The organism is Streptomyces sirii, from assembly GCF_045690365.1.
GTDB lineage: Bacteria > Actinomycetota > Actinomycetes > Streptomycetales > Streptomycetaceae > Streptomyces > Streptomyces sirii.
Window position 1 is genome coordinate 5898918 of the sequence record NZ_CP147982.1, and the last position, 19703, is coordinate 5918620.

Sequence of the window (19703 nt, forward strand, 5' to 3'; positions counted from 1 at the left end):
CGGCGTCAGGCGGCGGCGCGCAGGTTCGCCGCCGCCCGCTCCGCCTCGCGGACCACCCGCGCGGTGTCCACCCCCACCAGCTCACCGCGTGCCTTGCGCGGCCGGCCGTCGACGAAGACCTCGCTGACGTTCGGCGGCTGCCCGTTGAGCACGATCTGGCTGGTCCAGTCGAAGCGCGGGGCGAAGTTGAGGGTGCCGGGGTCCAGGACGACGACGTCGGCGCGCTTGCCCGGGGTCAGCGACCCGATCCGGTCGGCCATGCCCAGACACTCCGCACCGCCCAGGGTGGCCATCCGCAGCACCGCCGGGATCGTCGGATGGACCCCGGCGTCCTCGTGCCGGGCCCGCTGCAGGCCCACCGCCGCCTTCATCAGGTTGAACATGTCCGAGGTGTCGTTGGTCCCGCCGTCGTGGCCGAGCCCGGCGCGCACGCCGTGCCGGTGCAGCGCGGGCAGCGGCGCGATGCCCGAGGCCAGCCGCATGTTGCTGAGCGGGCAGTGCGCCACCCGGACGTCGTGCTCGCCGGTCAGCGCGATCTCCCGGTCGTCGAGGTGCACGGCGTGGTTCATCAGCAGGTCCGGGCCGAAGGCGCCGACCTCGCGCAGCGCGCGGACCGGATCGTCCGCGCGGTCCTGGCGGCACTCCAGCACATGGCAGTTGAGCATCACGCCCAGCTCGCGCGCGAGTGCGTGGAACTGCCGCAGCTCGGCGCGGACGGACATCCCGGCCTGCGCCGACACCTGGGCGGAGGCCAGCGGCAGCGGATCCAGGAAGTCCTTCTTGACCCGGGGGATCAGCTCCCGGGCGGCCGCGTGCTGGGCGGCCGCGTAGACGAACCGCACCCCGGCGTCGTCCAGCGCCCGGATGTAGGCCCCGGCGGTGTCGTACGGGACGGGGTGCACCCAGTCGACGACGGTGGTGACGCCCGCGCCGAGGGCGTCGAGCGCGGCCAGCCGCACGAAGCGGTACATGTCCCGGGGGCCGATCTTCGACAGCACGTGTCCGTTGCAGCCGGACAGCCAGCCCATGAGGTCCCGGTCCGCGCAGCCGCCCCGGATGCTGGACTGCCACAGGTGGTTGTGCAGATCCACGAACCCCGGCAGCACGATCGTGCCGCCGATCTCCCGCACCCGGGCGCCCGGCGGCGCCTCCAGACGCCGTCCGACGGCGGCGATCGTGCCGTCGCGCAGCAGCAGGTCGACGCCGTCCTCCAGCGCGCCCAGGGGGCCCTCGCCGATACCGGGGTCCATGGTGAGCACCAGATCGGCGCCGCGCAGCAGGGTCGGCGCCGCGCCGTCCGGGGCCGCGGCGGCGCCCGCGGCCCGGCCGTCGGACTCGGGCACGCCGGCCGCCGCGGCGAGCGGAAGGCCGCCGATGCCCGCGAGCACCGCGCGCCGTCCGATCCGCGGGGAGGTCATTCCGTACGGCGCCGGATCTTGTTCCCGAGCCACACCAGCGGGTCGTACTTACGGTCCGCGGCGCGCTCCTTCAGCGGGATCAGCGCATTGTCGGTGATCTTGATGTGCTCGGGGCAGACCTCCGTGCAGCACTTGGTGATGTTGCAGTAGCCCAGCCCGTGCTCGTCCTGCGCGGTGCTCTTGCGGTCGATGCCGGACGCCGGCGCCGCGTCGAGCGGATGCATGTCGAGTTCGGCGATCCGCATCAGGAAGCGCGGGCCGGCGAACGCCGCCTTGTTCTCCTCGTGGTCCCGAACCACATGGCAGGTGTCCTGGCACAGGAAGCACTCGATGCACTTGCGGAACTCCTGCGAGCGGCCCACGTCCTCCTGCTGCATGCGGTACTCGCCGGGCGCCAGCTCCGCGGGCGGTACGAACGAGGGGATCTCGCGGGCCTTGGTGTAGTTGAAGGACACGTCGGTGACCAGGTCGCGGACGACCGGGAAGGCCCGCATCGGCGTGACCGTGATCGTCTCCGTACGGTCGAACACCGACATCCGGGTCATGCACATCAGCCGCGGCCGGCCGTTGATCTCCGCGCTGCACGAACCGCACTTGCCCGCCTTGCAGTTCCAGCGCACCGCGAGATCCGGCGCCTGGGTCGCCTGCAGGCGGTGGATGATGTCCAGCACCACCTCGCCGTCGTGCACCTCGACCGTGTAGTCCTCCAGGCCTCCGGTGCCGGTCTCGCCCCGCCACACCCGGAAGTGCGCCTGGTAGGCGCCGGACTTCCCGGACCCCTCGGCCGCGTTGGATACCGTCTGCTGCTCGCTCACCGGCTCAGCTCCTCGTCCGTCAGGTACTTCGCCAGCTCGTCCTTCTCGAACAGCTCCAGCAGATCGCGGCGGATCGGCGGCATCTCCCGGCGGGAGAGCCGGATCTGCCCCAGCGCCGGGTCCGCGGCCCGGGAGTCGCCCTGCGGGTCCGCGAGCCGGCAGACCAGATTGATGTTGCGCCAGCTGCGGTCCATCGCCGGGTGGTCGTCGCGGGTGTGCCCGCCCCGGCTCTCCTCGCGCTCCAGCGCGGCCCGGGCCACACACTCGCTGACCAGCAGCATGTTCCGCAGGTCCAGGGAGAGATGCCAGCCCGGGTTGTACTGCCGGTGGCCCTCGACGCCGGCCCGCCGGGCCCTTACCCGCAGATCCGCGAGCCGTTTGAGGGCCTCGTACATCTCGCCCTCCTTGCGGATGATGCCCACCAGGTCGTTCATCGCCCGCTGGAGCTCCTGGTGGAGGGTGTACGGGTTCTCCGCCGGGCCCCTGTCGTGCCCGGTGCCGTCCGCGTCCTCGCCGCCCTCGGCGCTGAAGGGGCGCAGCGCCTCCGCCTCGGCGGCGTCGATCTGCAGCGGGTCGACGGTGGGCCGCTCGGTCAGCGCCGCCGCGTACTCGGCCGCGTGCAGCCCCGCCCGGCGGCCGAAGACCAGCAGGTCGGACAGGGAGTTGCCGCCCAGCCGGTTGGAGCCGTGCATCCCGCCGGCGACCTCACCGGCCGCGAACAGGCCCGGTACGCCGGTCGCCGCCGCGGTGTCCGGGTCCACATCGACCCCGCCCATCACGTAGTGGCAGGTCGGCCCGACCTCCATCGGCTCGGCGGTGATGTCCACATCCGCCAGCTCCAGGAACTGGTGGTGCATCGACGGCAGCCGGCGCTTGATCACCTCGGCCGGCATCCGGGTCGAGACGTCCAGATAGACCCCGCCGTGCGGGGAGCCGCGCCCCTCCTTGACCTCGGCGTTGATGGCGCGGGCGACCTCGTCGCGGGGCAGCAGCTCGGGCGGGCGGCGGTTGGTCTCCGGGTCCTCGTACCAGCGGTCGCCCTCCTCCTCGGTCTCGGCGTACTTCTCCTTGAAGACGTCGGGGATGTAGTCGAACATGAAGCGCCGGCCGTCGCTGTTGCGCAGCACCCCGCCGTCGCCGCGTACGGACTCGGTGACGAGGATGCCCTTGACCGACGGCGGCCAGACCATGCCGGTGGGGTGGAACTGCACCATCTCCATGTTGATCAGCGGTGCCCCGGCGAGCAGCGCCAGCGCGTGCCCGTCGCCGGTGTACTCCCAGGAGTTCGACGTCACCTTGAAGGACTTGCCAATGCCGCCGGTGGCCAGCACCACCGCAGGGGCCTCCAGGACGAAGAAGCGGCCGGACTCCCGCTCGTAGCAGAAGGCCCCGGTGACCCGGCCGTTCGCCTCCGAGCCGCGCTCCTTGAGGATGCGGGTGACGGTGCACTCCTGGAAGACCTTCAGCCGGGCGTCGTGGGCGCCGAACTCCTTCTCGTCCTCCTGCTGCAGCGAGACGATCTTCTGCTGGAGGGTGCGGATCAGCTCCAGGCCCGTACGGTCGCCGACGTGCGCCAGGCGCGGGTACTCGTGGCCGCCGAAGTTGCGCTGGGAGATCCGGCCGTCGGGCGTGCGGTCGAAGAGCGCGCCCCAGGTCTCCAACTCCCATACGCGGTCGGGTGCTTCACGGGCGAGCAGCTCGGCCATCCGCCAGTTGTTGAGGAACTTCCCGCCGCGCAGGGTGTCACAGAAGTGGACCTGCCAGTTGTCGTGCGCGTTGACGTTGCCCATGCTGGCCGCGATACCGCCCTCGGCCATCACCGTATGGGCCTTGCCGAACAGGGACTTGCAGATCACGGCCGTCCGCATACCGGCCTCGCGGGCCTCGATGGCGGCGCGCAGCCCGGCGCCGCCCGCGCCCACCACGACCACGTCCCATGCCTGCCGGTCCACATGCGCCATCGGGGGCACACCTTTCCTTGGAGAAGCTGCCGTCGGGACGGCCGCCGTGGGGGCAGCCGCCGTCGCAGAAGTCGGTCAGAAGAAGCGGAGGTCGGAGATGGCCCCGCTGGCCAGCAGGAAGACGTAGAAGTCCGCCAGGGCCACGCTGATCAGGGAGGACCAGGCGAGCAGCATGTGCCGCTCGTTGAGCCTGCCGACCCAGCCCCACATCCGGTAGCGCACCGGGTGCTTGGAGAAGTGCCGCAGCCGGCCGCCGATGATGTGCCGGCAGGAGTGGCAGGAGACGGTGTACGCCCAGATCAGCACGATGTTGGCGAGGAAGACCAGGGTGCCCAGCCCCATGTGGCCCCACTCGTAGTGCGCGTCGCGGAAGGTCAGCGCGGTGTCGTAGGTCAGCACCCCGGCGACCAGCACCGCGAAGTAGAAGAAGTAGCGGTGGAGGTTCTGCAGGATCAGCGGGAAGCGGGTCTCACCGGTGTACTTCTGGTGCGGTTCGGCGACCGCGCAGGCCGGCGGCGAGGCCCAGAAGCCGCGGTAGTAGGCCTTGCGGTAGTAGTAGCAGGTCAGCCGGAAGCCCAGCGGGAAGATCAGGATGAGCAGCGCCGGGGACAGGCCCCACCAGCTGCCGACGATCTCCCAGTTGGGCCCGCCGCGCATGGTGTGGCAGTTCTGCGCCAGGCACGGCGAGTAGAACGGCGAGACGTAGGGTGCGGCGTAGTAGTCGGCGTTCGCGAACGCCCGCCAGGTCGAGTAGACGATGAACGCGAGCAGTCCGGCGGCGGTGCCGGCCGGTGCCAGCCACCAGCGGTCGGTGCGCAGATGGCGGGCGGGAATGGCGGCGCGCGAGGCAGTGTGCACACCGCTCGCGCCCGTTTGCGATGAGGGTTCGGTGCCAGTGGCCAACGTCGGTCTCCGTGAAGGGCGCTCCGTCCGGAATGCTGCTTCGCAAACGCTTTCCGTCGGGGCGGCAACGGGGTAGGGGTCTGAGTGGGGCGAGGACACCCCCTAAGGGACATCCACCAGGGGTCTCCCCCTAGGGCGCATGGCCGTTGCGGCAGCCGAGTCCCTCGTCCTCGGCGCCCGCCCACAGCGCTGCGTCGTAGGGGGCGTCGGAGATCGTCACCATCTCGACGCCGGGGGGAGCGCCGCCCCGGCGGGAGGGTCCGGCCGCCGCGCTCTGCTTGAGCAGGTCGAGGCTCTCGCGCAAGTGGTCCGTGTCGCTGCGCACCCGGCGCACGTCCAGGCCGGCGCCGAGTCGCGCCTCCAGCCTTCCCACCGACCGGACCAGGTCGTCCAGGCTGCGTTCAACCGCCGTCAGTTCGTCCTGATGGGACATATAACGTGCCCTCACTTTGAAGGTGTGGTGGGCGATCTCATGCGCCCGAGAGTGTCGCGCGTCACAGTAGGCGTTGGGAAGGGGTCCAACGCGATTACGACTCGAACCGGTGCGTTTCGGCTACCGGGTGCGACGGCGGAGATCGAACGCCGATACGGGCGGGGGCGGTGAATCCGGTCGTACGCACGCCTGCTGACCCCCTGTCAGCCCGGTCGTATTGCGCCGGGCGGGTGGCCTTCGTACGGGGTTGGACGTGTCGGGTGGCCGGGCGTCGAACGGTCGCTTTCAGTAGGGGCTCATAGATGTGATGAGCCGCAAAGTCGGCCGAACGTGGTGTGCCGGAGCCAGACCGCCGGCGCCGCCGCGCGGGCGAGCCCGGAGGTAACGGTCATGACCCACCACCACAACCCCTCGGCCCGCGCGGCCCGTGGACGCCGCATCGCCGCACTGGCCGCGGCGGGTGTGCTGCTCCCGCTGCCGGCCCTCTCCGGATGCAGCGGGGAGGGCGGGCAGTCGTCCGCCCCGGCGTCCCAGGACATCGCACCGGCGCCCCGCGACGAGGTCAAGGACGGCGGCACCCTGCGCTGGGCGGTCGACGCGGTGCCCGGCACCCTCAACGCCTTCCAGGCCGACGCCGACGCGACCACCAGCCGGATCGCCGGTGCGGTGCTGCCCAGCATGTTCACCGTCGACGCCGGCGGTGCGCCGCAGCGCAACGCCGACTACCTCGACTCCGCGGACATCAGCGCCCGCGACCCCAAGCAGGTCGTCACCTACAAGATCAACCCCAAGGCGCGGTGGAGCGACGGCACCGCGATCACCGCCGCGGACTTCATCGCCCAGTGGACGGCGCTGCGCGGCAAGGACAACGCGTACTGGACCGCCCGCAACGCCGGCTACGACCGGATCGGCAGGGTCGAGCAGGGCGCGGGCAGCCGCGAGGTCAAGGTCACCTTCGCCCGGCCCTACGCCGACTGGCGGTCGCTGTTCACCCCGCTCTACCCCAAGAGCGTGATGGGCGACGCCAACGCCTTCAACGACTCCGCGCGCGAGCGGCTCGCGGTCGGCGCGGGCCCGTTCCTGGTCCAGAAGCGGGACGCGGCCAAGGGGCGGGTGGTCCTGGTACGCAACCCGTCGTGGTGGGGCGCGACCGCCAAGCTCGACAAGATCGTGCTGGAGGCGCTGCCCGGGGACAAGCGGTCCGCGGCGCTGGCCGCCGGGTCCATCGACGTCGCCGCGGTCGACCAGACCGCCGCGAAGCGGGTCGCCTCCGCCCGGGGCCCCGCCGCGGGCTTCCTGCGCAAGCCCGCGGCCGGCAACGCGGGCCCCCAGGGCGACGGCGGCCGGGCCCAGGACCGGCACGGCGCCAAGAACACCGCCGAGCGCGCGGCACTGAGCGGCTACACCCTCCACAAGGCCCTGGAGCCGGCCTACACCCAGCTCGCCCTCAACGGCAGCAGCGGTCCGCTGGCCGACGACCGGGTGCGCCGGGCGGTGGCCCGCGCCATCGACCGGCAGACCCTCGCCGACGTCGTCCTCAAGCCGCTGGACCTGCCGTCCGAGCCGCTGGGCAGCCATCTGCTGATGGCCGGGCAGCGCGGCTACGAGGACCACAGCGACGCGCTCGGCGACCAGGACACCGGGGCGGCCAAGGCGCTGCTCGCCGACGCCGGCTGGAAGACCGACGGCGAGGGGCAGCAGGCCGGCGGGAAGGCGGCCGCACCCGCGCCCGGCGCCTGGCACGGCGCGGACGGCCCCGGGGACGACGAGGCGGCCTCCCGCCACCGGGTGGAGGGCGGCCCCGGGCGTGACGGCTACGAGGACGAGGACGACCGGGACGGCGGGGCCGACGCCTACGACGAGGACGCCGACGGCGCGAACGACGGCCGCAACCCCGGCCGCCCCGCTCCCGGCCACGCCGGCCCGCCCGCCCGCGGCGCCCAGGAGCCGGGCGCCCGGCCCGCCGCCGCCGAGGCGCCGCTGTCCTTCACCGGCGCGGTCGGCTCCGAGATCCAGCGGGCCGCCCTGCTGCGGCAGAGCGCCGCGATCTACAAGGACGCGGCCGCCCGGCAGAAGCAGGAGGCGGACGGCGACCGCGACTCGGCCGCGTACGCCAGGTACAAGCGGTACCGCAGGCGCGCGGCGCAGACGCTGAGCGCCGCCGAGCTGGTCGAGACCGGCCGGCAGGTGGACCTGCCGGCGTCCGGCGGCCACCCCGGCGCCCGCCACGTCGTCGCGGGGCACGTCCACGGCGCGGCCGTCGCCCGTGCCGACCGGGACCCGGCCGGCGGCAAGGCGGCGGCCCGCACCACCACGGTCAGGAAGAACGGCAAGCCGCTCACGCTGCGCTTCGTCCTGCCCGACGGCGCGGCCGCCGAGCCGCTGCGCACCGTCGCCCGGCGGATCGCCACGATGCTCTCCAAGATCGGCGTGCAGACCTCCCTGCAGCGGGTCTCCGACGCCAGCTACTTCCAGGACCACATCGCCTCCGGCGACTTCGACCTGGCGCTGTACTCCTGGCCCGGCACCGCCTACCCGGCGACCGACGCCCGCCCGATCTACGCCAAGCCACAGCCGGCGCCCGACGGCTCGCTGACCGTCGAGCAGAACTACAGCCGGGTCGGCACCGACCACATCGACCAGCTCTTCGACCAGGCCGCCTCCGAGCTGGACGAGGCCGCCGCGCGCACGCTGGTGGAGCAGGCCGACGCCCGGATCTGGGCGGCCGCCGGGTCGATCCCGCTCTACCAGCGGCCCGAGCTGGTGGCCACCAAGGAGTCGCTCGCCAACGTGGGCGCCTTCGGGTTCGCCACCCCGCGCTTCCAGGACATCGGCTACAAGAAGTAAGGGCCACCCCAAAGCTAACAATCGGTAAAAAACCGCAGGTCAGAGGGTGTAGACCTGGGCTGCGGCGGCCATAACCGCCGCAGCCACGTACCATGGGGTGAGGCCGTGGCGTGTCATGCCCGGCAGGCGCGCGTACCGGATGGACGTGTCGCCATCCACGATTCCGGGAGAAGCGCCGCCAGTATGCCCACCCGCCACGACATTCGTAACGTCGCCATCGTCGCCCACGTCGACCACGGCAAGACGACCATCGTCGACGCCATGCTCAAGCAGGCCGGCTCCTTCGCCGCGCACGCCGCCGAGTCCCTCGACGACCGCATGATGGACTCGAACGATCTGGAGCGTGAGAAGGGCATCACGATCCTCGCCAAGAACACGGCGGTGAAGTATCACCCCAAGGACGGCGGCGACGTCATCACGATCAACATCATCGACACCCCCGGCCACGCCGACTTCGGTGGCGAGGTCGAGCGCGGTCTGTCGATGGTGGACGCGGTCGTCCTGCTGGTCGACGCCTCCGAGGGCCCGCTCCCGCAGACCCGCTTCGTGCTGCGCAAGGCCCTCCAGCAGCGTCTGCCCGTCATCCTGTGCATCAACAAGACGGACCGCCCGGACTCCCGGATCGACGAGGTCGTCAACGAGACGTACGACCTCTTCCTGGACCTGGACGCGGACGAGGACCAGATCGAGTTCCCGATCGTCTACGCCTGCGGCCGTGACGGCATCGCCTCGCTGACCAAGCCGGAGGACGGCACGGTCCCGGCGGACTCCACCAACCTGGAGCCGTTCTTCTCCACGATCCTGGAGCACGTCCCGGCCCCCGAGTACGACGAGACGGCGCCGCTGCAGGCCCACGTCACCAACCTCGACGCGGACAACTTCCTCGGCCGTATCGCGCTGCTCCGCGTCGAGCAGGGCGAGCTGCGCAAGGGCCAGACCGTGGCCTGGATCAAGCGCGACGGCTCGGTCGCCAACGTCCGCATCACCGAGCTGATGATGACCGAGGCGCTCACCCGCAAGCCCGCCGAGGTCGCGGGCCCCGGTGACATCTGCGCCGTGGCCGGTATCCCGGACATCATGATCGGCGAGACCCTGGCCGACCCGGAGAACCCGATCGCGCTGCCGCTGATCACGGTGGACGAGCCGGCCATCTCGATGACCATCGGCACCAACACCTCGCCGCTCGTCGGCCGTGGCGGCACCGGCAAGGGCGCGGACGCCAAGGCCGCGGTCAAGGACCGCAAGGTCACCGCCCGCCAGGTCAAGGACCGGCTGGACCGCGAGCTGATCGGTAACGTCAGCCTCCGGGTCCTGGACACCGAGCGCCCCGACGCCTGGGAGGTGCAGGGCCGCGGTGAGCTGGCCCTCGCGATCCTGGTCGAGCAGATGCGCCGTGAGGGCTTCGAGCTGACCATCGGCAAGCCGCAGGTCGTCACGCAGGAGATCGACGGCAAGACGTACGAGCCGGTCGAGCGCATGACCATCGACGTCCCCGAGGAGCACATGGGCGCCGTCACGCAGCTCATGGGCGTCCGCAAGGGCCGGATGGACAACATGTCCAACCACGGCTCCGGCTGGGTCCGCATGGAGTTCGTCGTCCCGTCCCGCGGCCTCATCGGCTTCCGTACGGAGTTCCTGACCAACACCCGTGGCACGGGCATCGCCCACTCGATCCACGAGGGCCACGAGCCGTGGTTCGGCACGCTGGCGACCCGTAACAACGGCTCGCTCGTCGCCGACCGTGCCGGCGCGGTCACCGCCTTCGCGATGACCAACCTCCAGGAGCGCGGCGTGCTGTTCACCGACCCCGGCACCGAGGTGTACGAGGGCATGATCGTCGGCGAGAACTCGCGCGCCGACGACATGGACGTGAACATCACCAAGGAGAAGAAGCTCACCAACATGCGGTCGGCCTCGGCCGACTCCTTCGAGGCGATCGTCCCGCCGCGCAAGCTCTCCCTGGAGCAGTCCCTGGAGTTCTGCCGCGACGACGAGTGCGTCGAGGTGACCCCGGAGGCCGTGCGCATCCGCAAGGTCGTCCTGGACCAGAAGGAGCGCGGCCGCACCGCGTCGCGCGCCAAGCGGTAACGCTGGGCGCTGGGCCGTTATTCGGGCTCAGGTTGTAGGGGCGTCTCTCTTGCACGGGAGGCGCCCCTTCACCCTTTCGCTGCGCTTTGCTGCTTCCCACGTTGTCGGCTGCGGCGCCGTGCGTGTTGCTCGCCGTCGCGCCTGCGGCGGGCGTTTGTTTGTCGGGTGCGGTGACAGCCCTACGGACTTCGTCCTACGGTCTGTCCCCTCCCGTGGGTGGGGGGAAGACAGGCCGGTGGGGGCAGGCCCACTCCCTCGACTGCGCGCACACGAAGGCTGCCGTCCACCCCCACCGTTCTTCTCCCACCCTCAACGGGAGGGGGCGGGCCGGAGGGGTAGGGGTGTGGGACGTAAAGCGCAGCAGTCCCACACCCCTACCCCTCCGGCCCGTCACCGGCAGCCGAACAGCCCCGCGCAGCGGACCCCGCCCGCCGCAGGCGTCACGGCGAGTAAGTCGAACACGTCGGCCGCAGCAAAGCGCAGCGGACGGGCCCGCCGCAGGCGAACCACGCGAAACCCCCACGGCGGGACAGCCGACAACGTGGGAAGCAGCCCCAAGCGCAGCGGACCGGCAAATGGAGCACCCCCCGCATGCGATACCTCCCGCTTTGCGATCTTATGTGGGCTAAGCATGATCGCTGGGCTTGGGCCCGATCGCGGAGCTGAGGAGGCACCATGGGTGGAGCCACGCGCGCGAAGTGGGGCGCGTGCGCCGTCGCGGTGGCCCTCGTGGCCACGGCTTGCGGCGGAGGGAACGCGGCCCGTGCCGGGGTGGTCAGCGCCTCGTGGGGGGATCCGCAGAACCCCCTGGAGCCGGCGAACACCAACGAGGTCCAGGGCGGCAAGGTCCTGGAGATGCTGTTCCGGGGGCTCAAGCGCTACAACCCGAGGACCGGGGCCGCGCAGAACGTCATCGCCGAGCGCATCGAGACCAAGGACTCACAGAACTTCACGGTGACGCTGAAGCCCGGCTGGTCCTTCAGCAACGGGGAGAAGGTCACCGCCGCGTCGTTCGTGGACGCCTGGAACTACGGGGCGTTGCTGGACAACAAGCAGAAGAACGCGCCGTTCTTCCAGTACATCGACGGCTTCGACCGGGTGCATCCGGACAATGGTGTGGCCACCGCCCGGACCCTTTCGGGGCTGGCGGTGAAGAACGACCGGACCTTCACCGTGAAACTCCGTCAGAAGTTCTCCAGCTGGCCGGACACGCTGGGCTATGCGGCCTTCATGCCGCTGCCGCGGGCGTTCTTCACCGACCATGACGCATGGCTGGAGCGGCCCATCGGCAACGGCCCGTACATCGTGGACTCCTATGAGAAGGGGTCCGCGCTGCGCCTGCGGAAATGGGCGAAGTACCCGGGCGACGATCCGGCCCGGAACGCCGGGATCGACCTGCGGGTCTACACGGACAGCAACACCGCCTACACCGATCTGCAGGCCGGGAACCTCGATCTGGTCGACGACGTCCCGGCCGCCCAGCTCAAGAGCGTCCACGCCGATCTGGGAAAGCGGTACATCAATCAGCCGGCCGGGATCATCCAGACCCTCGCCTTCCCCATGTACCTCAAGGGATGGGGCGAGCCGGGCAAGGACAAGGTGCGCCGCGGACTGTCGATGGCGATCGACCGGCAGCAGATCACCGGCGAGATCTTCCAGCGGACTCGGACGCCCGCGACGGACTGGACCTCACCGGTGCTCGGGACGGACGGGGGGTACAAGGCGGGGCTGTGCGGTGAGGTCTGCGCGTTCGACCCGGCGAAGGCCAGGGCGCTGATCAAGGAAGGCGGCGGGCTGCCCGGCGGCCGGATGACGATCACGTACAACGCGGACACCGGCTCGCACAAGGACTGGGTCGACGCGATCTGCAACAGCATCAACAAGTCGCTGCGGGACGACAACGCCTGTGTGGGCAATCCGATCGGCACGTTCGCCGATTTCCGGAACAAGATCGCGGCGAAGGGCATGCCCGGACCGTTCCGCAACGGCTGGCAGATGGACTATCCGCTGATCCAGAACTTTCTCCAGCCGCTGTACTACACCAACTCCTCCGCCAACGACGGGAAGTTCAGCAACGCCGGATTCGACAAGCTGGTGAATGCGGCGAACGCGGCGACGGACAGCAAGGAGGCCGTCGAGAAGTTCCAGGCCGCGGAGCGGATACTCGCCCGCCAGATGCCGGCGATCCCGCTGTGGTACCAGAACGGCAGCGGCGGCTATTCGGACCGGATCAGCAATGTGTCGCTGAATCCGTTCAGCGTGCCGGTCTACAACGAGATCAAGGTCAACTGAGCGCGCCGCGGGCCCTGTTGCCGCCCGCGCCGTCCGTACTGTCCGTGCGATGAGGGAGGTTGGGGCCGGTGGGACGCTATGTGATCCGGCGGCTGCTGCAGATGGTCCCGGTGTTCGTCGGCAGCACCTTCCTGATCTTCTTCATGGTGTACGCGCTGGGCGACCCCGTGGCGGCGATGTTCGGCGACCGGGCGCCGGACCCCGCCACCGCCGCCCAGATCCGCCGCGACCTCTACCTCGACCAGCCGCTGTGGCAGCAGTACCTGCACTACATGGGGCAGATCTTCCGGGGGGACTTCGGCACCGCCTTCAACGGCCAGTCGGTCACCGAGCTGATGGCCTCCGCCTTTCCCGTCACACTGCGGCTGACGGTGATCGCCATCGTGATCGAGATGATCGTGGGCGTGGTGCTGGGGGTGTTCAGCGGTCTGCGGCGGGGCCGGGGCATCGACACCACCGTGCTGCTGCTCTCACTCGTCGTGGTGTCCATCCCGACGTTCGTGAGCGGCTATCTGCTGCAGTTCGTCTTCGGCGTGCGGTGGGGCTGGGCCGCGCCGTCCGTCTCCCCGGAAGCGCCGCTGAACGAGATGCTGCTGCCGGGCCTGGTGCTGGCGCTGGTCTCGCTGGCGTATGTGACCCGGTTGACCCGCACCTCGATCGCGGAGAACGCCCGCGCCGACTACGTCCGTACGGCCGTCGCCAAGGGCCTGCCCCGGCACCGCGTCATCACCCGCCATCTGCTGCGCAATTCGCTGATCCCGGTCGTCACCTTCATCGGTACCGATATCGGTGCCCTGATGGGCGGCGCGATCGTCACCGAGCGCATCTTCAACATCCACGGCGTCGGATTCCAGCTCTACCAGGGAATCCTGCGGCAGAACTCGCCGACCGTCGTGGGCTTCGTGACGATCCTGGTGCTGGTCTTCCTCGTCGCGAACCTCCTCGTCGACCTGCTCTACGCCGTCCTCGACCCGAGGATCCGCTATGCCTGACTCCTACGTCCCCAAGGAAGCCATCGGCCACGGCGACGGCGGCTCCGCCGCGCTGGCCATCGGCGAGGCCGAGTCGCTGGAGCGCAGACCCGGCGCCGCGCCGCCCGGTGCCGGGCCACCCGCGCCCGTGCCCCTGGGCAAGCCGCGCAGCCTGTGGAGCGACGCCTGGCACGATCTGCGCCGCAACCCGGTCTTCGTGCTCTCCGCGCTGGTCATCGTCTTCCTGGTGGTCATCGCGATCTGGCCGCAGCTGATCGCCACCGGCAACCCCTACCGCGCCGACCTGGCCAAGGCACAGCAGGGCTCCCAGCCCGGGCACCCCTTCGGCTTCGACACCCAGGGCCGGGACGTCTACACCCGCGTGGTCTACGGGGCCCGCGCCTCCATCACCGTCGGCGTCTGCGCCACCGCCGGCGCCGCGCTGCTGGGCAGCCTGATGGGCGGGCTGGCCGGCTTCTTCGGCGGCTGGTCGGACACCCTGCTCTCCCGGACCGCCGACATCTTCTTCGGCATCCCGGTGATCCTCGGCGGGCTGGTCTTCCTCTCCGTCGTCACCAGCACCACGGTCTGGCCGGTGGTCGGCTTCATCGTGCTGCTGGGCTGGCCGCAAATCTCCCGGATCGCCCGTGGCTCCGTCGTCACCGCCAAGCAGCACGACTACGTCCAGGCCGCCCGCGCGCTGGGCGCCGGCAACGGGCGGATGCTGCTGCGGCATATCGCGCCGAACGCCGTGGCGCCGGTCATCGTCGTCGCCACCATCGCGCTCGGTACCTACATCGCGCTGGAGGCGACGCTGTCCTACCTGGGGGCGGGCCTGAAGCCGCCCACCGTCTCCTGGGGCATCGACATCTCCGCGGCCTCCACCTACATCCGCAGCGCGCCGCACATGCTGCTGTGGCCGGCGGGCGCGCTGAGCATCACGGTGCTGGCGTTCATCATGCTCGGCGACGCGGTGCGCGACGCCCTCGACCCCAAGTTGCGCTGAGGAGGCGGCAGATGACGAACAGTGCCGGTGAGGCCGGGGGCGGTGGCACGGGTACGGTCACCGACACCGCCCTGCTCGACGTGCGGGACCTGAGGGTGGAGTTCCGTACCCGCGACGGGATCGCGAAGGCCGTCAACGGTGTCAGCTTCAGCGTCGCGCCGGGCCAGACGCTGGCGGTGCTCGGCGAATCCGGCTCCGGCAAGTCCGTCACCGCGCAGGCCGTGATGGGCATCCTGGACTCGCCGCCCGGCTTCGTGACCGGCGGCGAGATCGTCTTCCAGGGCCGCGATCTGCTGACGCTGCGCAAGGACGAGCGGCGCAGGGTCCGCGGCGCCAAGATGGCGATGATCTTCCAGGACGCGCTGTCCTCGCTGAACCCGGTGCTCAGCGTCGGGGCGCAGCTGGGGGAGATGTTCCAGGTCCATCAGGGGATGTCCCGCAAGGAGGCCCGCGGCCGGGCGGTGGAGCTGATGGAGCGGGTGGGCATCCCCGCGGCCAGGGCGCGGGTGGGGGACTATCCGCACCAGTTCTCCGGCGGGATGCGCCAGCGCATCATGATCGCGATGGCGCTGGCCCTGGGCCCCGACCTGATCATCGCCGACGAGCCGACCACCGCGCTGGACGTCACCGTCCAGGCGCAGGTCATGGACCTGCTCGCGGAGCTGCAGCGCGAGTTCACCATGGGGCTGATCCTGATCACCCATGACCTGGGCGTGGTCGCCGACGTCGCCGACACCATCGCGGTGATGTACGCCGGACGGATCGTGGAGACCGCACCCGTCCACCAGCTCTACCGCGCGCCCGCCCACCCGTACACCCGAGGGCTGCTGGACTCCATCCCCCGGCTGGACCAGAAGGGGCAGCGGCTGTACGCGATCAAGGGCCTGCCGCCCAATCTGACGGCCATCCCGCCGGGCTGCCCCTTCAACCCGCGCTGCCCGCTGGCACAGGACATCTGCCGCACGGACCTGCCGCCGCTGTACGAGGCCGGCCCCGGCCGGGCCAGTGCCTGCCACTTCTGGAAGGAGACCCTCGGTGGCGCGCGATGAGGCAAGCGGAGCCGCGGCCGGCGCCGGACCGGCGCCCGGCGAGCCCCTCCTGGAGATCCGCGATCTGGTCAAGCACTTCCCCCTCACCCGGGGGGTGCTCTTCAAGAAGCAGATCGGCGCCGTCAAGGCCGTCGACGGGGTCTCCTTCGACCTCCGCAAGGGCGAGACCCTGGGGATCGTCGGGGAGTCGGGCTGCGGCAAGTCCACGGTCGCCAAGCTGCTGGTGGGACTGGAGCGCCCGACGGCGGGTCAGATCCGCTACCGCGGCGAGGACATCACCCGGCTGTCGGGCCGGGCGATGAAGGCGGTGCGCCGCAACATCCAGATGGTCTTCCAGGATCCCTACACGTCCCTGAACCCCCGGATGACGGTCGGCGACATCGTCGGCGAGCCCTACGAGATCCACCCCGAGGTGGCCCCCAAGGGAGACCGCCGCCGCAAGGTCCAGGAACTCCTGGACGTGGTGGGGCTCAACCCCGAGTACATCAACCGCTATCCGCACCAGTTCTCCGGCGGCCAGCGCCAGCGCATCGGCATCGCCCGCGGCCTGGCCCTGCGTCCGGAGATCATCGTCGCGGACGAGCCGGTCTCCGCGCTGGACGTCTCCGTCCAGGCCCAGGTGGTCAACCTCCTGGAGCAGTTGCAGGACGAGTTCGATCTCTCCTATGTCTTCATCGCCCACGACCTGTCCGTCGTCCGGCATATCTCCGACCGGATCGCGGTGATGTACCTGGGGCGGCTCGCCGAGATCGGCACCGAGGAGCAGATCTACGACCACCCCACCCACCCCTACACCCAGGCCCTGCTCTCCGCCGTGCCCGTACCGGACCCCGACTCCCGCGCCTCCCGCGACCGCATCCTGCTCACCGGCGACGTCCCCTCGCCCGCCAGCCCGCCGTCCGGCTGCCGCTTCCGTACCCGCTGCTGGAAGGCCCGGGACCTGTGTGCCGAGGTCGTCCCCCCGCTCGAAGTCCCCCCGCCCTTCCGCGAGTCGACCGGCCCGGCCCGGCACCCCTCGGCCTGCCACTTCGCACACGAGCGCCAGGTGGTACGGGACGAGGACCGCCTCCCCGACGGAGAGGACGGAGCGGACGGCGAGGAACGCCTCCCCGGCGGAGAGGACGGCGAGGAGCGGCTGCCGGACGGCCCGGAGCCGGGCCCGGTGGCCCATCGCTAGGCCGCCTCCCGGCCGCTTCACCAGGGGCGCCTGGGCACTTCGCTAGGCCACCCCCCGCGCCGCCTCCTGCGCCGCGCCCCTCCCGCCGCCGACCGTGCCGCGCACCACCTCCAGGTACGCCCCGATGGCGTCCCGGTTGCGCATCAGCGTCTCGATGCGCTCGGTCATCCGGTCGCGCTCGCCCTCCAGCGTGGCGAGCATCTCCGGTGTCGCGTCGGGGAAGTGGATGGCCCGGGGCTTGTTCAGACAGGGCAGGATCTGCTTGATGATCCGGGTCGGCAGCCCGGCGTCGAGCAGCCCTCGGATCTGCAGCACCCGGTCGACGCAGAACTCGTCATACGCGCGATAGCCGTTGGCACAGCGCTCGGCGACGATCAGCCCCTGCTCCTCGTAGTAACGCAGCAACCGCCGCGGCGTGCCCGTACGCGCCGACAGCTCTCCGATCCGCATCGGCGTCACCCCCTCCCCGAACGACAACACCGCCGTGACGGGAGAAGTTCCCGCCACGGCGGCAGTCGGCAGTGCCTGGTCGCTACTTGTCGGAGTCGGCCCCCGCGTCCTCGATCGCGGCCAGTGCCGGGTCGAGGATGATGTCCTCGTCGCGGGCCGCGGTCGTCGGCTCCTCCGGGAAGTGGCAGGCTGTCAGGTGGCTCGCGTCGCTGCCGGAGAGCTGGATCAGCGGCGGCTGCTCCGTGGCGCACTTGTCCTGCGCCTTCCAGCAGCGGGTACGGAAGCGGCAGCCGGACGGCGGGTTGACGGGGGAGGGCACGTCGCCGGCGAGCCGGATGCGCTCGCGCTCGTCCTCCTCGCCCTCCACCAGCTTGGCCTCCGGCACCGCCGAGAGCAGCGCGTGGGTGTACGGGTGGCGCGGCCGGTTGTAGATCTCGTCGCGGGAGCCCACCTCGACGACCTTGCCGAGGTACATCACCGCGACCCGCTCGCTGAAGTGCCGCACGATCGCCAGGTCGTGGGCGATGAACAGGAACGCGATGCCCAGCTCGCGCTGGAGGTCCTGGAGCAGGTTGACGACCTGCGCCTGGATGGAGACGTCCAGGGCCGAGACCGGCTCGTCGGCGATGATCAGCTTCGGCTCCAGGGCCAGCGCCCGGGCCACGCCGATGCGCTGTCGCTGGCCGCCGGAGAACTCGTGCGGGAAGCGGTTGTAGTGCTCCGGGTTCAGACCCACGGTCTCCAGGAGTTCACGGATCCGCTTCTCCCGCCCACCGGGCGGGTTGATCCCGTTGATCTCCATCGGGCCGCCGATGATGGTGCCGACCGTCTGCCGCGGGTTGAGCGAGGCGTACGGGTCCTGGAAGATCATCTGGATCTCGGAGCGGAACGGCGCCAGCTGCTTGCGGTTGGCGTGGGTGATGTCCTGACCCGCGTACGTGATCTTGCCGGAGGTCGGCTCCATGAGCCGGGTGAGCAGCCGCCCGGTGGTGGACTTGCCGCAGCCCGACTCGCCGACCAGGCCGAAGCTCTCGCCGGCGTGCACGGTCAGGTCGACGCCGTCGACCGCTTGGACGGCGCCGACCTTCCGCTTGAACGGAAAGCCGCCGTAGATCGGGAAGTGCTTGGTGAGGCCCTCGGCGGTGAGCAGCGGCTCGCCCGGTGCGGGCGCGGCGCCGCGGGGCGCCGGGAGGGTGACGTTGTCTGCCATGGTGGTCGCTCCCTAGCCCAGCCGGGGCTTGATCTGCTCGGTGAAGAGGGTCTGCTTCTGCTCGGCGCTCAGGTGGCAGGCCGCGGCCCGCCCCAGCTCCAGCACCGGCCGCTCGTCGGTGCACCGGGTGCCGCCGACCTCGCCGGCGAAGCCGCAGCGCGGGTTGAACGCGCAGCCCGACGGCGGGTTGAGCAGGCTCGGCGGGCTGCCCGGGATCGGGTGCAGCGCCTCGCTGACGTCCGAGGAGAGCCGCGGCATGGAGCTCAGCAGGCCCCAGGTGTACGGGTGCCGGGGCTGCGTGAGGATCTCCTTGACGGAGCCCCGCTCCACGGCCCGGCCCGCGTACATCACCAGCACGTCGTCCGCCGTGTTGGCGACCACGCCGAGGTCGTGGGTGATCAGGATGATCGCGGAGCCGAACTCCTGCTGGAGGTCCTTGAGCAGGTCGAGGATCTGCGCCTGGACGGTGACGTCGAGGGCGGTGGTCGGCTCGTCGGCGATCAGCAGCTGGGGGTTGCAGACCAGCGCCATGGCGATCATGGCGCGCTGGCGCATACCGCCGGAGAACTGGTGCGGATAGTCGTCCACCCGCAGGGTCGGCTGCGGGATGCCGACCTTGGTCAGCATCTCGATGGCGCGCTGCCGGCCCTCGCGCTTGCTGGCGCCGGTGTGCTTGATGAACGGCTCGGCGATCTGCCGGCCGACGGTGTAGTACGGCGACAGGGCGGTCAGCGCGTCCTGGAAGATCATGGCCATCTTGTTGCCGCGGAGCTTCTCCAGGGTCTTCTCCCTGGCTCCGGTCAACTCCTGGCCGTCCAGCGTGATGTCGCCGGAGATCTCGGTGGTCGTGGGGTTGTGCAGCCCCAGGATCGAGAGGTTGGTCACCGACTTGCCGGAGCCCGACTCGCCGACGATGCCGAGCGTCTGGCCGCGTTCCAGATCGAAGGAGAGACCGTCGACCGCCTTGACGATGCCGTCCTCGGTGGAGAACCGCACCTGCAGGTCACGAACGGACAGGAAGGGGTCGGACCCGGACGGCGTGGTGGCGCCCTCGGTCTTGGTGAGTGTGGTCACTTCAGGCTC

The 19703-nt window shown here is 70.8% G+C and carries 15 protein-coding genes; 7 read left to right on the forward strand and 8 right to left on the reverse strand.

Annotated elements, in window-relative coordinates; translation table 11 throughout:
* Positions 1-5: 5 nt before the first annotated feature.
* The 5 genes from WAB15_RS26705 to WAB15_RS26725 all read right to left on the reverse strand — a co-directional run bounded on the left by WAB15_RS26705 (position 6) and on the right by WAB15_RS26725 (position 5530).
* Positions 6-1451: an amidohydrolase family protein gene (locus WAB15_RS26705; RefSeq protein WP_407287809.1), complete on the reverse strand. Its 1446-nt coding sequence runs from the start codon at positions 1449-1451 to the stop codon at positions 6-8.
* Entirely contained in the window at positions 1415-2233 is an 819-nt protein-coding gene (locus WAB15_RS26710; protein ID WP_399150518.1) for a succinate dehydrogenase/fumarate reductase iron-sulfur subunit, read from the reverse strand. Before WAB15_RS26710 ends, WAB15_RS26705 begins: the two co-directional genes overlap by 37 nt.
* Positions 2230-4194: a fumarate reductase/succinate dehydrogenase flavoprotein subunit gene (locus WAB15_RS26715; RefSeq protein ID WP_399150519.1), complete on the reverse strand. Its 1965-nt coding sequence runs from the start codon at positions 4192-4194 to the stop codon at positions 2230-2232. Before WAB15_RS26715 ends, WAB15_RS26710 begins: the two co-directional genes overlap by 4 nt.
* Positions 4195-4269: 75 nt before the next feature.
* Complete coding sequence (locus WAB15_RS26720) at positions 4270-5097, reverse strand: hypothetical protein (RefSeq protein WP_399150520.1); 828 nt, start codon at positions 5095-5097, stop codon at positions 4270-4272.
* A 130-nt stretch (positions 5098-5227) separates the two neighbouring features.
* Entirely contained in the window at positions 5228-5530 is a 303-nt protein-coding gene (locus WAB15_RS26725) for a hypothetical protein (protein WP_399150521.1), read from the reverse strand.
* Between the two features lie 390 nt (positions 5531-5920).
* Here WAB15_RS26725 and WAB15_RS26730 point away from each other — a divergent pair, with 390 nt between their 5' ends.
* The 7 genes from WAB15_RS26730 to WAB15_RS26760 all read left to right on the forward strand — a co-directional run bounded on the left by WAB15_RS26730 (position 5921) and on the right by WAB15_RS26760 (position 16960).
* Positions 5921-8377, forward strand: a complete 2457-nt coding sequence (locus WAB15_RS26730; protein ID WP_407287810.1) for an ABC transporter substrate-binding protein — start codon at positions 5921-5923, stop codon at positions 8375-8377.
* 183 nt (positions 8378-8560) lie between these two features.
* The gene (gene typA / locus WAB15_RS26735) at positions 8561-10465 is read left to right on the forward strand and encodes a translational GTPase TypA (protein ID WP_384432264.1); all 1905 of its coding nucleotides are present in this window, start codon (positions 8561-8563) and stop codon (positions 10463-10465) included.
* A gap of 675 nt (positions 10466-11140) precedes the next feature.
* A complete protein-coding gene (locus tag WAB15_RS26740) occupies positions 11141-12757 on the forward strand; it encodes an ABC transporter substrate-binding protein (RefSeq protein ID WP_407287811.1) in 1617 nt (538 codons plus the stop codon).
* A gap of 68 nt (positions 12758-12825) precedes the next feature.
* Positions 12826-13749, forward strand: coding sequence for an ABC transporter permease (locus WAB15_RS26745; RefSeq protein WP_399149717.1), 924 nt, complete (start codon positions 12826-12828; stop codon positions 13747-13749).
* Entirely contained in the window at positions 13742-14734 is a 993-nt protein-coding gene (locus WAB15_RS26750; protein ID WP_399149716.1) for an ABC transporter permease, read from the forward strand. The genes WAB15_RS26745 and WAB15_RS26750 overlap by 8 nt, the downstream gene beginning before the upstream one ends.
* A gap of 11 nt (positions 14735-14745) precedes the next feature.
* Positions 14746-15783 (forward strand): ABC transporter ATP-binding protein, encoded by a 1038-nt coding sequence (locus tag WAB15_RS26755; RefSeq protein WP_407287812.1) that lies wholly within the window; start codon positions 14746-14748, stop codon positions 15781-15783.
* Positions 15770-16960 carry an ABC transporter ATP-binding protein gene (locus WAB15_RS26760; RefSeq protein ID WP_407287813.1) on the forward strand — a complete coding sequence of 397 codons (1191 nt, stop codon included), beginning with the start codon at positions 15770-15772 and terminating at the stop codon, positions 16958-16960. The genes WAB15_RS26755 and WAB15_RS26760 overlap by 14 nt, the downstream gene beginning before the upstream one ends.
* Before the next feature lie 42 nt (positions 16961-17002).
* Here the strand turns inward: WAB15_RS26760 and WAB15_RS26765 are convergent, their stop codons facing one another.
* From WAB15_RS26765 to WAB15_RS26775, 3 genes are all read right to left on the reverse strand, one after another.
* Positions 17003-17410: a MerR family transcriptional regulator gene (locus WAB15_RS26765; RefSeq protein ID WP_399149713.1), complete on the reverse strand. Its 408-nt coding sequence runs from the start codon at positions 17408-17410 to the stop codon at positions 17003-17005.
* 82 nt (positions 17411-17492) lie between these two features.
* Positions 17493-18620 carry an ABC transporter ATP-binding protein gene (locus WAB15_RS26770; RefSeq protein ID WP_399149712.1) on the reverse strand — a complete coding sequence of 376 codons (1128 nt, stop codon included), beginning with the start codon at positions 18618-18620 and terminating at the stop codon, positions 17493-17495.
* Positions 18621-18632: 12 nt separating this feature from the next.
* Positions 18633-19694, reverse strand: a complete 1062-nt coding sequence (locus WAB15_RS26775) for an ABC transporter ATP-binding protein (RefSeq protein ID WP_407287814.1) — start codon at positions 19692-19694, stop codon at positions 18633-18635.
* Positions 19695-19703: the final 9 nt, after the last annotated feature.

Excerpts from the sequence above, each read along its gene's own strand:
- WAB15_RS26740 (WP_407287811.1), top strand. The coding sequence starts at position 11,141 with ATGGGTGGAGCCACGCGCGCGAAGTGGGGCGCGTGCGCCGTCGCGGTG.
- WAB15_RS26770 (WP_399149712.1), bottom strand. The coding sequence starts at position 18,620 with ATGGCAGACAACGTCACCCTCCCGGCGCCCCGCGGCGCCGCGCCCGCA.
- WAB15_RS26755 (WP_407287812.1), top strand. The coding sequence starts at position 14,746 with ATGACGAACAGTGCCGGTGAGGCCGGGGGCGGTGGCACGGGTACGGTC.
- WAB15_RS26715 (WP_399150519.1), bottom strand. The coding sequence starts at position 4,194 with ATGGCGCATGTGGACCGGCAGGCATGGGACGTGGTCGTGGTGGGCGCG.
- typA (WP_384432264.1), top strand. The coding sequence starts at position 8,561 with ATGCCCACCCGCCACGACATTCGTAACGTCGCCATCGTCGCCCACGTC.
- WAB15_RS26730 (WP_407287810.1), top strand. The coding sequence starts at position 5,921 with ATGACCCACCACCACAACCCCTCGGCCCGCGCGGCCCGTGGACGCCGC.
- WAB15_RS26750 (WP_399149716.1), top strand. The coding sequence starts at position 13,742 with ATGCCTGACTCCTACGTCCCCAAGGAAGCCATCGGCCACGGCGACGGC.
- WAB15_RS26765 (WP_399149713.1), bottom strand. The coding sequence starts at position 17,410 with ATGCGGATCGGAGAGCTGTCGGCGCGTACGGGCACGCCGCGGCGGTTG.
- WAB15_RS26725 (WP_399150521.1), bottom strand. The coding sequence starts at position 5,530 with ATGTCCCATCAGGACGAACTGACGGCGGTTGAACGCAGCCTGGACGAC.